Here is a 13,430-nt window from a genome sequence, read left to right on the forward strand (position 1 = left end):
GGGCGCATTTGTTATTAAGAGAGCTGGAACTGTCCAGTATAGAGGCGGTAGTAGCGGCCCCGCTGCTCCAACAGCTCCTCGTGGCTGCCTTTTTCCTCGATTTCGCCATGCTCAATGACCACAATGCAGTTGGAGTTGCGCACGGTGGACAGGCGGTGAGCAATGACGAAGACGGTCCGCCCCTCCATAAGGGCGTCCATGCCCTGCTGGATGAGAGCCTCGGTGCGAGTGTCGATGGAGGAGGTAGCCTCGTCCAGGATCATCACCGGCGGGTCAGCCACGGCGGCCCTTGCGATGGCCAACAGCTGCCGCTGGCCCTGGGACAGGTTGGCCCCGTCGCCGGTGACCATGGTCTGATATCCCTCTGGCAGGCGGCGGATGAAGGAGTGGGCATTGGCGCTTTTAGCGGCAGTAATACACTCCTCGTCCGTAGCGTCCAGACGGCCATAGCGGATGTTGTCCATAATGGTGCCGGTGAACAGGTGGGTATCCTGGAGAACAGCTCCCAGGGACCGGCGCAGGTCGTCCTTGCGGATGGCGGTAACATTGATACCGTCGTAGGTAATCATGCCGCCTTCAATCTCATAGAAGCGGTTAATGAGGTTGGTAATGGTGGTTTTGCCCGCCCCGGTGGAGCCTACAAAGGCGATTTTCTGCCCCGGGTCGGCATAGACAGAGACATCCTTTAGGATTCGCTTGCCGGGAACATAGGAGAAATCCACGTGACTGAACCGTACTGCTCCCTTCAGCTCTGTGAGGCAGAAATCCTCGCCGGGGACATTGCGTACCGTGCCCCGGATCAGGTGAAGGGAATTGCTCCCGTCGGCTCCAGGGTATTTCCAGGCCCAGCCGTGGCCCGCCAGGGTTAACATATCCTGGACTTGGGTGAGGGAGCCGTCTCCATTTACCAGGACCCAGATGCCCTCGGAGGAGTCAACATTAGGGGGGAGGAGTATCAGACTGCCGTTTTTCTGCTCTGCCTGGCCCAGCTCGGTAAGAGTGTCGTCCGCCCCCACCAGCACAGGGATCAGAGCCATACCGTTGCCCCGGGGAACCTTCCAGGCCCAGGTGCGGGGCCGTCCGGCGCCGGTGAAGGGGGAGAGGGTCCCGTTGGCGTCCTTCTCCGCAGGGACCAGGGTTATAGAGCCCTGATCCACCTCAGCGGCAGTGTCCATCACCTCAAAGATACGCTCCGCTCCCGCCATAGCGGACAGCAGGGTTGTCATCTGCTGAGAAATCTGATTCAGAGGCTGGCCCACCTGTTTGGAGTAGTTGAGGTAGACCACCAGTCCGCCCAGGTCGAAGCCCTGGAGGACGGACAGCAGTCCGCCAAAGGCGGCAGTGAGGGCGTAGCTGATGTTCATCAGGTTGCCCGCCATAGGCATAATCATGGTAGAGTAGAAGTTGGCCTTCTGAGCGGCGTCCCGATAGGTGTTGTTCAGATTCCGGAACTTCTCCTTGGCCTCCTCCTCGTGGGTAAAGGCCTTTACCACTTTTAATCCTTCAATGACCTCCTGAATTTCTCCGTTGACCGCGCCCAGAGCCTTCTGCTGTTTCTGATAGAACCGGCGGCTGCGGCCCCCCAGCTTTTGAAAGAGGGTCATGGTGAGCGCCAGAATTACCAGAGTGACCAGAAACAGCTGCCAGTTGATGACCAGCATCAGTGCCACCAGCCCTGTGAACATCAGGCAGCTGGACAGCAGGGAGACTACGCTCTGCTGGAGCGCCATCTGCACGTTGTCCGCGTCATTGGTGAAGCGGCTCATCAGCTCGCCGTGGGGGTGCTGGTCGAAGTAGGAGAGGGGCAGCCTCTGAAGGCTGTCGAACAGGTCCTTGCGCAGCTTGTTGACCCCCCGCTCTGCCAGCTGGACCATAATAGCAGATTGGACATAGGTGGCTGCCGCGCCGCAGAGATAGATTCCCGTCAGCAGGGCGATGAGGGCCACCAGACCGGTGAGCTTTTCCTCAAAGGTCTTGTTTGGGGCGGTAATCAGATTGGTAATATCCCGCACCATATACGACCCGCCCAGGTTGGTGGCCACCGACACCAGCAGACACAGCAACACAAGCAGCAGGGGCAGCTTGCTGCGGGTGAGGTAGCCCACCAGCCGCACCACAGTCTTTTTTATGTTCTTGGGTTTGACCGCTCCGGCCTTGAAGGCTTGATTGGGTCCTGGCATTATTCACCCACCCCCTCTTGCTGAGATTGATAAATTTCCTGGTAAATTTTGTTGTGAGCCAGCAGATCGTCGTGGGTTCCTCTGCCAGCGATGTGGTCGTCGTCCAGTATAAGGATCTCGTCGGCGTACTGCACCGAGGAAATGCGCTGGGCTATGATAATGACGGTGGTGTCCTTGAGGTTTTTGTGGAAGGACTCCCGGATTGCCGCCTCTGTGGCCGAGTCCACTGCGGAGGTGGAGTCATCCAGAATGAGGATGGCTGGCTTGCGCAGCATGGCCCGGGCAATGCAAAGCCGCTGCTTCTGCCCGCCGGAGACGTTGGTGCCCCCCTGAGTCAGCTGGGTATCAAAGCTCTGGGGCAGGCCCATGATGAAGTCGTAAGCCTGAGCGTCCTTGGCCGCCTGGATCATTTCCTCCTCCGTGGCGTCAGGGCGGCCCCACATCAGGTTTTCCCGGATAGTACCGGTAAACAAAACGTTGGTTTGGAGCACCATGCCAATACGGCCCCGCAGCTCCTCCAGGGGGTAGTCCCGTACATCCACGCCGTCCACCAGAACAGCTCCGCCGGTGACGTCGTAGAACCGGGGAATCAGGTTGACTAGGGAGGACTTTCCTGTGCCGGTGCCCCCCACAATAGCCACAAACTGTCCCGGCTTCACAGAGAAGTTGATGTGAGAGAGTACATCGTCCCCGGTGCCGCCGGTGGCGTATTTAAAGGAGACATCCTGAAATTCCACACGGCCCTGGGGGGCGGGGAGGGAGGAGGTCTCCTCCCGATCCTGGACAGAGGGAACGGCGTTGAGTACCTCATTAATGCGCCGGGCGCAGGCCTGGGCGCGGGAGAGCTGGAGCAGTGTCATAGCGACCATCATCACACTCATCAGCACCTGCATGATATAGGACAGGAAAGCGTTCAGGTCGCCAAGGTCGAAGGTGAGGCCCATGACCATACGCCCTCCGAAGTAGAGCACCGCCAAGGTGGCCCCGTTCATACAGAGCATCATAATGGGCATCATGGCGATGACCCGCATTCCCACGGTCAGGCCGGCGTTCATCAGCTCGTCGCTGGAGTGGTTGAACTTCTGCCGCTCGTGCTCCTCCCGGACGAAGGCCTTTACAACCCGGATGGCCACCAGATTCTCCTGGAGTACGTTGTTTAGCCCGTCAATCTTCTTCTGCATCACCTCAAAGAGCTTGGAGCAGACCTTCATAAGGACGGAAATCGCCAGAACCATCAGCGGGATAATCACCAGCATAATCACTGCCAGCCGTGCGTTGAGCTTCAGGCTGATGATGAGTGCGACAATGAGCATCATCGGGGCTCGAATCAGCATCCGCAGGCCCATAGCCAGCATCATGGTCATGGCGTTGACGTCATTGGTCATTCGGGTGATGAGGGAGGCGGAGGAGAAGCGATCAATATCTGCGAAGGAGAACTCCTGTATCTTGTCAAACAGGCACTGCCGCAGATTGGCTCCGAAGCCCTGACTGGCAAATGCGGCGTATTTGGCGGCCAGCACGCCGCAGGTCATGGACAGGGCTGACAGGGCCAGCATCACCGCCCCCAGCTTGAAGATGTAGCCTGTGTCCTTTGAGGGAATGGCCACGTCTACAATCTCCGCCATAACCAGGGGGAGGAGCAGCTCACAGATAACCTCCAGCACGATCAGAACGGGCGACTTGATTGCGTCCTTTTTATAGCCCTCCAGATGGGTCAAAAATAGGGAAAGCAAGGGAAAATCACTCCTTTGGTTGGGAATTGAGAAGGTTGTTCAGCATCCGTCGCTGAAATTGGGCCAGCTGCTCCAGCTCCTCCGGAGAAAAACCGGACATCATCTGCTCAGAGACCCGCTGGAAAGCGTTCCGACAGCCCTCCACCGCCTGGACCCCCTTGCCTGTGAGGATGACGCGATTGCGCCTGGCGTCCCACTGTCCCGGTTCCCGGCGGATGTAGCCGCTCTTCTCCAAGGATTTCAGAGAGTTGGCTACCGCAGCGGGGGAGATGTGGAGCAGCTCGGCCAAGTCTCGTTGGGCGCGGCACTGCTGATCCTGGCTGCCCTCTCCAGACTCCAGAATGGTGAGCAGCATGGGGTGTCCCACCTCCCGCAGGCCGGCGGCGTTCAGCTCCCACTGTACCGCAGCGCGGTGAGCCTGGTTCAGCTGACGGGAAAGTAAATCCATCTCGTGAAACACATCTTTCACGAGAAAACCTCCTTTCGGTAGATTATTAACCCGTTAATGATTAACGTGTTGATTATTATAGCAGAGCGGAAAACATTGTCAAGTGTTTTTTCGGGGATTCAAAAATTGTTTACAGTTGGGAAGGGGACCGGCCCTGGACACCAGGATAACCCTTGACGCAGTGTCAGAGTCAACCCCCTTTTTCAGAAAAAGCCGCCCAATGGGCGGCTGCTTGGAAGTAAGAGGAAAGATTAGCGTTTGCGAAACTGAGAGACGCTAAAAAATCGATGGAGTTAAGCTTCTTTTTAAGGAGAAGCAGGCCGAAGAAATGTACAAAGAGACCAATCAAGTGCTGTGACGGTCCTCTGGACTACTGCCTGAGCAGTCAGACAGCGACTGGAACGGCCAGGACACCCAACCTGGCGGGTCATTGAGAAGGGAGCCTTCCTGGACTTCAAAAAGGTGCAGGAGGTATGGCGAAGCTCCTTCCCGGCCGGGTCCCCGGCTTTAAAAGATCAATCCATATTTTCTGATGCGGTATTGCAGGCTCTGGCGGAGAATGCCCAGAGTCTTTGCGGTCTGTGAGATGTTATAACCGCAGTGCTCCAGGGCTTGGGCAATGATCTCTCGCTCGTAGTCATCCATCAGGCTTTGAAGGTCCTTCCGAGAGAAGTCGATGGTCTGGGTATTGGGTGTGGAAGCCCTGCGTTTCAGCAGATAGGGGGGCAGATGCCGCGCCTCCATCACCTCGGAGTCGGTGACATTCTGAGCGTAATCCAGCACGTGGAACAGCTCGCGTACATTACCCGGCCAGTGGTAAGCCCGCAGCAGAGCGTAAACCTCCGGCTCAATTTGGGTTACGGAGCGGACAAACTGATAGGCAGTGGCCTCCAGGTGGTAGCGGATCAGCTCCTCCAGATCCTCCAGGTGCTCCCGGAGGGGAGGGAGCTCGATCATAACAGTGGACAGCCGGTAGAACAAGTCCCGGCGGAAAGTGTTCTCCGAGATGTTCTTGAAGGGGTCCTCATTACAGGAGGAAATGATGCGCACATCCAGCTTCAGCTCCTGATGGCCTCCCACCCGGCGGAAGGTCTTTTCCTGGAGGACCCGCAAAATTTTGGACTGCATGGCCAGACTCATAGAGTTCAGCTCGTCCAGAAACAGGGTGCCGCCAGAGGCCTCCTCAAAATAACCGGCCTTGTCCTCACTGCCGGTAAAGCTGCCTTTTTTGGTGCCGAAGAGCAGACTCTCAATCAAAGTCTCCGGGACAGCGGCGCAGTTAATTGCCAGAAATTTCCCGCCTCGGCGGCGGCTGGCCCGGTGGATGCTCTGGGCGAAAATCTCCTTCCCCGTCCCTGTCTCCCCAACCAGAAGGATGGGGCTGTCCTGAGGAGCCACCCGGCGGGCCAGCTCCACCGCCTCCCGGAGCTTGGGGCTGCTGCCAATCACATTGTCAAAGGTGTAGCCAGAAAAACTGACTTTGGGAGGCTTATTTTGAAAGGAACTGAGGGCCCGGCGGGTTGCCTCCATTTTTTTAAGATTTTTTTCCACAATCTCCGCCGTCTGTTCAAAGACCACCGCCCCCAGCAGTTCCCCTTCCCGAAAGATGGGGTAGGAGGTATTGGCCGAGGCAATGGGGACTGTACTGAACTCACTGGTCCGAAAGCTGTCCACCCGGTCAATGACTGGGGCCTGGGTCTGGAGGGCGGTCATGGTGGTACTGATGCTCTCATCCAGGTTATACATATCCAGCAGGTGCCGTCCCTCCACACTCACCCCGCTTGGGATATGGGAGATTCCCCGGCTGGCCTTGTTAAAATAGACAGCGCAGGCGTTTTTATCATAGATCTGTACCCCGTCGGAGATCTGGTCCAGCGCCCGTGCCAGAAGATAGGGCCGGGGGTCCTTCTGTTTCAGCAGCAGCCAGCGTCCATCTTCCGGGGCTGGAAGAAATTGAAAGTGAAACGCACTCTCGTCCCAGAGAAGCTGTCCGCTGTCCTTCCCCGAAGGCAGGGCAAAGGCGGCGTCCGCCGGACGGCGGTTGGCGGCCCAGCTCTCAAAGAGGTCACGGTACAGGTCCTCTGCCTCCTTGCTGCCCCAAGCCACCGAGACAAGCCGTCCCGACTGGTCCAGTGTAAATAAGATGTCGTAGAGCATGACGATCCTCCCCTTTATGTGCTGACAGTTTACCGAAAATCCTGCATATTGTCAACAGGAATGCATAAATTTTTTGCATGATACAATGATTTTTTGCAGCTATTCTATGGCATCCTGTCCAGAACAGAAGAATGCTGAACAAATATATTGGTTGATATAGATAAAACGACACAGAAGAAATTGTGCAAGTCTAATGAAGTTCCGGGATTTTAATCTCTTTTTGCCCGGTTGGCTTGAAATTTGCTTTTAAATAAAGCAAGCTAAAAGAAAGGAGAGTATGCGGCCCTGATCGCCGCATACGGAGAAACACATGAAGCATGAAAATAAACCGATTCGATGGAATGTATTCATCCCCTGCTTTGTGGTCATCGGCGGCGCTGCCTTACTGGGTATCGTCAACAACGCCTGGCTGACCAACGTCACCTACGCGATCTTCGGATGGTCCCTGAGCAACTTTGGCTGGCTGTATCAGATTGTTGCGATGGTAACCCTGCTGCTGGCCTGCCTGCTCATGTTCACCAAGGTGGGTAAAATCCGCTTCGGTGGCCCGGAGGCAAAAGCGAAGCACTCCTTTGGCTCCTGGTTCGCCATGACCCTTACCGGCGGCATCGCCACCGGACTGATTACTTACGGCGTCAACGAGGTACTCATCTACTATGGCAATATCTACGGCGAGCTGGACGGCTACGGCATCGCCCCCCTGACCCAGGAGGCGGAGCTGTTCTCCATGGGCCGCTGCTTCTACAACTGGACCTTCATTCCCTACGCCATGTACGCCCTGTCCGGGGTGCTCATCGCCTACATGTACTTCAACCGCAAGAAAGATCTGTCGGTAGCCGCTTCCCTCACCCCCATCTTTGGCGAGCGGTTCACAAAGGGTATCTGGGTGGTGCTGGTGGACGTTCTGTCTGTACTGGCTATCGCGCTGGGTCTGGCCTCCTCTCTGGGCGCCGGACTGGCCCTCATCGGCTCCGGCCTCTACTCCGCCTACGGCGTGGCCCAGGGCCCCATTGTCTGGTTTGCCCTCACCGCAATCATCACAATCACCTTTACCATTGCCTCAGTCACCGGCATCGACAAGGGCATTAAGTGGCTGGCCGGCCTGACCTCCAAGATTTTCTATGTGCTGCTGGTTCTGCTGTTCATCATCGGCCCCACTGTGTACATCCTGAATATGGCCAACGTGGGCCTGGGCTACTGGCTGGACCGGTTCTGGATGTGGGGCTTTGACCCCTACACCGTAGGCGGCTCCGCCCTGGTCACCTGGTGGACCATGTATGACTGGGCCCTCTGGATTGCTTACGCTCCCCTGATGGGCATCTTCTTCGCCATCATCGCCTATGGCCGCACCGTGCGCCAGTTCCTCATCGTCAACTGGATCCTGCCTGCCTCTTTCGGTTTTGTGTGGTTCTCCGTGTGGGGCTCCACCGCCCTGGAGTGGCAGAAGAGCGGCAAAGCCGACATCATTTCCGCCATTCAGGACGGCGGAGCCGCTACCGGTCTGTGGGAGTTCCTGAAAAATGTGCCACTGGGCATGATTATCATTCCAGTTATCATTCTGGCCCTGATTGCCGCTTTCTCCACCACAGCGGACACCATGTCCACCACCATTGCAGCCCTGTGTACCAAGGGCGCCCGCCACGACGAGGAACCGGCTATCTGGCAGAAGATCGTCTGGGGCGTGTCCATCGGCGTGATCGCCTGCATCATGGTGGCGTTCGGCGGCGGCGCCCAGGGCGTGGACGGCGTGAAGTATCTGGCGGCCTGCGGCGGCTTTGTGGTGCTGATTGTGTTCATTTTCCAGGTGGCCGCAGCCTTTAAGGTATTTTTCTTCGACCCCGAGACGAAGAAGGATATTGTAGACAGCATGGACCAAATCGAAGGCTGACTTTCATGGGGCTCGCCCTGGCGGGCCCTATGATAAACAAAATAGCGAGGTGTTTCGATATGGAAGAAATGAAAACACTGGTGTTAGGCGAACCCATAACCCTGGACGACTTTGTCTCCGTGGCCCGATTCGGGCGGAAGGTAGAGTTTTCTCCGGAGTACATAGAGCGTGTGGAGCGCTCCCGGGCTCTGGTGGAGCAGTGGGTGGAGGAAGAGCGGGTGATGTATGGTGTCACCACCGGCTTCGGTGCGCTGTGTACCAAGGCGATTGACAAGGATGAGACCGCTCAGCTCCAGGAAAATATCATCCTGTCCCACTCCGTATCGGTGGGTGAGTCCCTGAGCGTTGAGCGGGTGCGGGGCATCATGCTCATGGTGCTGCAAAACATTGGCCAGGGCTACAGCGGCGTGCGGATGTGTGTGCTGGAGCGCTACCGGGATTTCCTCAACGCCAGGCTGACACCATACGCCCCCGGCGACGGCAGTGTGGGCTATCTCTCTCCCGAGGCCCACATGGCCCTGGTCCTGCTGGGCCGGGGGAAAGCTTACTGGCAGGGTGAACTGCTGGAGGGGGCGGAGGTCCTGAAGCGGGCGGGCATGAAACCCATGGAACTCAGCTCCAAGGAGGGGCTGGCCCTGGTCTCCGGTACCACCAGCGCCACCGCCATGGCGGCACTGGCCCTGTATGATATGCTCAACGCCGCCAAGTCCGCCGACATTGTGGGGGCCATGTCCCTGGAGGCCATGAAGGGAGTTATCAACGCATTTGATCCCCGGGTGATGGCCGTCAGACCCCATCCTGACCAGCTCAACGCCTCGGAGAATGTGCGGCGGGTTCTGAAAGGCTCAGGCATCATGGAAAAATACAAGGGGAGCCGGGTGCAGGACGCCCTGTCTCTGCGGTGCATCCCTCAGCTCCACGGCGCGGCCCGGAAAACCCTGGAGGATGCCAAAAAGACCATTGAGATTGAAATGAACTCCTGCTGTGACAACCCCATTATCTGGCCGGAGAAGGGCAATGAGGACGTGATCTCCGCCTGCAACGCCGACTCGGCCTATGTAGGTATGGAGATGGACAGCGCCTGTATCGCCGCTGTGGGGCTGGCAAAGATGTCCGAGCGGCGCAACAACCGCATTGTGGACGGCTCTTTGTCCGGCTACCCCTACTTTTGCATTAAGAATCCGGGGCTGAACTCCGGGCTGATGATTCCCCAGTATGTCCAGGCCGGCCTGCTCAACGAGATGCGGATGCTGGCTACCCCCTCCACCATCGACAACACCCCTACCTGCGGCAACCAGGAGGACTATGTAGCCATGGGCTACAACGCCTGCAAAAAGGCGGGGCCTATGGCGGAAAAGCTGGAGTATATGCTGGCCATCGAGCTGCTGGGCGTCTTTGAGGTACAGCAGTTCGTGGACCCGGACGTGAGCCGGGCTCCAGCGACGGCAGCGGTGCTGGCTGAGATTGGTAAAACCGTGCCGGTGATGGAGAAGGATATGCTGCTCCATCCCTGCATCGAGTACCTGAAGGACTTTATCCACTCGGGTGAACTGATCCGGGTGGCGGAGCGAGTGACAGGAGCGCTGAGCTAATATGAAAAAAGAAGCTGCCAGAGTGGAGATTGACCTGAAAAAAATTTTTCTCACACCCCCCAACAACCCGCGGGAGAAGATAACCCTGCTGGTGATGATGGTGGTCCTGTTCATCATGTTCTTCGGTCCCATCTGCTTTAGCGATATTCATCCTGTCAAAGCGGTTGTGCTGTCCTGTCTGCCTGCGCTGTCTGTCTCCTGGGGCTGGATCGTGTTGCTGCGGTCTTTGTTCCGCAAATCGGAGTTCTGCCGTTAGTGGAAAAAACTTATTGGATAAGATCACATCACAATTTACAGACAGAACAAAAGTAACAGCGCCAAGAGGATTGATTCCTCCTGGCGCTGTTATTTTTGAGTCTGTCCCAAGCCCCGGTTCACGTTGTGCCTCTATGGGGATTATCCCTTGCAGTTCCAGGGCGTTCACGAGAAATCAGCGCTTGCTGAACTGAGGCGCACGGCGGGCGGCCTTGAGGCCGTACTTCTTGCGCTCCTTCATACGGGGATCGCGGGTGAGGAAGCCGGCAGCCTTGAGGGCGGGGCGGTTCTCCTCGCTGACCAGCAGCAGGGCGCGGGCGATGCCGTGGCGGATCGCGCCGGCCTGGCCGGTGACACCCCCGCCGGTGACAGTGGCAACCACGTCCACCTTGCCCACCTGATTGGTGGTGACCAGGGGCTGGCGGACGATGAGCTTCAGGGTCTCCAGGCCGAAGTAATCGTCGATGTCGCGGCCGTTGATGGTGATGGCGCCGGTGCCGTTCTCAAACAGGTGGACGCGGGCCACGGAGGACTTCCGGCGGCCAGTGCCATAAAAATAAGGCTTCTTGCTCTTATACATACTCTAAATCCTCCTTACTCAGCGTCCCAGAGCTCGGGCTTCTGGGCGGCGTGGTTGTGCTCAGCGCCGCGGCAGATATGCAGGCGGGTCAGAGCGTTGCGGGACAGGCTGTTTTTGGGCATCATGCCCTTGACGGCCAGTTGCATAGCCAGCTCGGGCTTGGTCTGCATGAGGGTGCGATATTTGGTCTCCTTCAGGCCGCCCACCCAGCCGGAGTGGGTGCGGTAGTACTTCTGATCCAGCTTCTTGCCGGTAAGCACCGCCTTCTCGGCGTTGATGATGATGACGCAGTCGCCGCAGTCGGCGTTGGGGGTGAACTCGGGCTTGCGCTTACCCCGCAGCAGGTCGGCGGCGATGACGGCGGTCTTGCCCATGGGCTTGCCGGCGGCGTCGATGACGTACCACTTCCGCTGGGTGCTGCCCATTTTGGCCATGAACGTGGACATAGGTGAAACCTCCAATTTCTTTCCATTTATATAAAAAATGCCTCTTTGGAAGCATTTTGCCCCGAACGGTGAACAAATGGAGCGTTTTGTATTATAGTACGGGGACAATCTGGTGTCAATAAATTTTTTGAGATTTTTTTAGAAAAAACCGATAATCTATTATTTTCTCTTGTTTTCTCTTGTATGCTCTTGATATCTCGCGTTGGATTTTTGTTTTTCACTTGCGGAGATTCGGGTATTTATGGTAGAATGCTGGGGAAAAGGGGGCTGTGCCATGAACAAAATACTCTCCCTGACCCGCCGGTGCGTGGAGGACTACAATATGATCCAGGCGGGCGACCGGATCGGGGTTGGGGTGTCCGGGGGCAAGGACTCAGTGACCCTGCTGGCTGCTCTGGCAAAGCTGCGGGAGTTTTATCCCGTCCCCTTCACCGTGGAAGCTCTTACCTTGGATATGGGGCACGCCGATGGCATTGAGCCGCTGGATTTTTCCCCCATTGCCGCCCTGTGCCAGGAGCTGAATGTGCCCTATACCATATTAAACAGCGAGATTCAGCACATCATCTTCGACCTGCGCCGGGAGAAAAATCCCTGCTCCATGTGTGCCAAGATGCGCCGGGGGGCTCTCCACGCTGCCCTCCAGGAGCGTGGAATTTCTAAAATTGCCCTGGGCCACCACTATGATGACGCTATTGAAACCCTTTTCATGTCCCTGATCTTCGAGGGCCGGCTGTCCTGTTTCCAGCCAGTCACCTATCTGGACCGGACCGGCATAACCCAGATACGCCCTCTGCTGTACTGTGGGGAGACCCTGATCCGCCACACGGCCCGGCGGCTGGAGCTGCCCATGGTAGAGAACCGCTGTCCCGCCGACGGGAACACCAAGCGGCAGGAGATCAAGGAGCTGATTTATGAGCTCCAGGGCCGGTATCCCGGCTTGAAGGCGCGGGCCTTTGGAGCCATGCAGCGCCTGCCCCTTCCCGCCTGGGATCCTGTAGAACACCGCCGCCGGCCTCTGCCGGAGGAATTGGAGGAGTAAGATGAAACGAAAACTGACGGGTTTCCTGCTGGCCCTGCTTCTGCTGGTTTCCCTCGCCGCCTGCGGCCAGACAGGAGAACTGCCCCCGGAGGGCAGCAGCTTTGAAGTCCACTTTATTGATGTGGGTCAGGCGGACTCCGCCCTTGTCGTCTGCGACGGCCACTATATGCTGATTGACGGCGGAAACGCGGAGGACTCCGACCTGGTGTACGCCTATCTGGAGCGCCACGGGGCCAAACACCTGGACTATATGGTGGCCACTCATGCCCACGAGGACCACATCGGCGGTCTGTCCGGCGCACTGAACTACGCCTCGGTAGACACGGCTCTGTGCCCAGTCACCGAGTACAGCAGTAAGGTATTTCAAAACATGGTAAAGTACTTAGGAGAGCAGGGAAAATCTCTGACGGTGCCGGAGTCGGGGGACAAGTTTAGTCTGGGCTCCGCTGAGGTGGAGATTTTGGGACCGGTGAAGGAGTACGACGATACCAACGACACCTCCATTGTCCTGCGGATCGACTATGGCGACGTCTCCTTTCTCTTCGCCGGGGACATGGAGAAGGGGGCGGAGAAGGACCTGATCGAGACCGGGGCCGATTTAAAGGCCGACGTCCTCAAGGCGGGCCACCATGGCAGCGACACCTCTACCAGCTACCAGTTTCTTCGGGAGGTCAGTCCCAAGTACACTGTGATCTCGGTGGGGGAGGGCAACAGCTACGGCCACCCCTCCGAGGAGGTACTCAGCCGCTTCCGGGACGCAGGGACAGAGGTCTACCGCACTGATATGCAGGGCCACGTCATTGCGGAGAGCGACGGGAAGACCGTCACCTTCCGCACCGAAAAGGAGGCAGACACCGCCACCAATCCCACCGGAAATCCCCAGCTTCAGATGTACGTCGGCAACGCCGGAACAAAGAAGTTCCATCTACCCGACTGCGCCTCCGCCAAGAATATCCAGGAGGACAACCAGGTCGTCTTTCTGGCCCGGTTCCAGGCGGTGCTGGAGGGCTATGAGCCCTGCGGCCGGTGCAAGCCATAAATAAATATCCCCCGGCGAAGCCGGGGGTATTTCATATGCGGGCAAAGCCCTATGTTACTAGCAAGCGCGTCCC

The 13,430-nt window shown here is 57.5% G+C and carries 11 protein-coding genes; 5 read left to right on the forward strand and 6 right to left on the reverse strand.

Features of this window, described 5'->3' with window-relative positions:
* Nucleotides 1–14: 14 nt before the first annotated feature.
* From D1646_RS14595 to D1646_RS14610, 4 genes are all read right to left on the reverse strand, one after another.
* A complete protein-coding gene (locus tag D1646_RS14595; protein WP_160637167.1) occupies nt 15–2,180 on the reverse strand; it encodes an ABC transporter ATP-binding protein in 2,166 nt (721 codons plus the stop codon).
* Nucleotides 2,180–3,913 (reverse strand): ABC transporter ATP-binding protein, encoded by a 1,734-nt coding sequence (locus D1646_RS14600; RefSeq protein WP_160637168.1) that lies wholly within the window; start codon nt 3,911–3,913, stop codon nt 2,180–2,182. Before D1646_RS14600 ends, D1646_RS14595 begins: the two co-directional genes overlap by 1 nt.
* Nucleotides 3,914–3,920: 7 nt before the next feature.
* The gene (locus D1646_RS14605; protein ID WP_160637169.1) at nt 3,921–4,382 is read right to left on the reverse strand and encodes a MarR family winged helix-turn-helix transcriptional regulator; all 462 of its coding nucleotides are present in this window, start codon (nt 4,380–4,382) and stop codon (nt 3,921–3,923) included.
* 486 nt (nt 4,383–4,868) lie between these two features.
* Entirely contained in the window at nt 4,869–6,518 is a 1,650-nt protein-coding gene (locus D1646_RS14610) for a sigma 54-interacting transcriptional regulator (protein ID WP_201754694.1), read from the reverse strand.
* Between the two features lie 310 nt (nt 6,519–6,828).
* Here D1646_RS14610 and D1646_RS14615 point away from each other — a divergent pair, with 310 nt between their 5' ends.
* The 3 genes from D1646_RS14615 to D1646_RS14625 are packed head-to-tail and all read left to right on the forward strand — an operon-like array spanning nt 6,829 to nt 10,254.
* Entirely contained in the window at nt 6,829–8,406 is a 1,578-nt protein-coding gene (locus tag D1646_RS14615) for a BCCT family transporter (RefSeq protein ID WP_160637170.1), read from the forward strand.
* 59 nt (nt 8,407–8,465) lie between these two features.
* Nucleotides 8,466–9,998 (forward strand): aromatic amino acid ammonia-lyase, encoded by a 1,533-nt coding sequence (locus tag D1646_RS14620; protein ID WP_201754695.1) that lies wholly within the window; start codon nt 8,466–8,468, stop codon nt 9,996–9,998.
* A gap of 1 nt (nt 9,999) precedes the next feature.
* Nucleotides 10,000–10,254, forward strand: a complete 255-nt coding sequence (locus tag D1646_RS14625; RefSeq protein WP_160637171.1) for a hypothetical protein — start codon at nt 10,000–10,002, stop codon at nt 10,252–10,254.
* 174 nt (nt 10,255–10,428) lie between these two features.
* Here D1646_RS14625 and rpsI read toward each other — a convergent pair whose 3' ends face one another.
* Nucleotides 10,429–10,833, reverse strand: coding sequence for a 30S ribosomal protein S9 (gene rpsI, locus D1646_RS14630; RefSeq protein WP_160637172.1), 405 nt, complete (start codon nt 10,831–10,833; stop codon nt 10,429–10,431).
* Nucleotides 10,834–10,847: 14 nt separating this feature from the next.
* Nucleotides 10,848–11,279 carry a 50S ribosomal protein L13 gene (rplM, locus tag D1646_RS14635; protein ID WP_160637173.1) on the reverse strand — a complete coding sequence of 144 codons (432 nt, stop codon included), beginning with the start codon at nt 11,277–11,279 and terminating at the stop codon, nt 10,848–10,850.
* A 274-nt stretch (nt 11,280–11,553) separates the two neighbouring features.
* On the opposite strand from rplM, the gene D1646_RS14640 reads away from it, so the two are divergent.
* Both D1646_RS14640 and D1646_RS14645 read left to right on the forward strand, forming a co-directional pair.
* Nucleotides 11,554–12,318, forward strand: coding sequence for an ATP-binding protein (locus D1646_RS14640; protein WP_160637174.1), 765 nt, complete (start codon nt 11,554–11,556; stop codon nt 12,316–12,318).
* Between the two features lies 1 nt (nt 12,319).
* On the forward strand, nt 12,320–13,357 hold the full coding sequence (locus tag D1646_RS14645; protein WP_160637175.1) for an MBL fold metallo-hydrolase: 1,038 nt from the start codon (nt 12,320–12,322) through the stop codon (nt 13,355–13,357).
* Nucleotides 13,358–13,430 lie beyond the last annotated feature (73 nt).

The sequence above is a fragment of the Pseudoflavonifractor sp. 60 genome, assembly GCF_009911645.1.
In the GTDB taxonomy this organism is placed as follows: Bacteria; Bacillota; Clostridia; order Oscillospirales; family Oscillospiraceae; genus Lawsonibacter.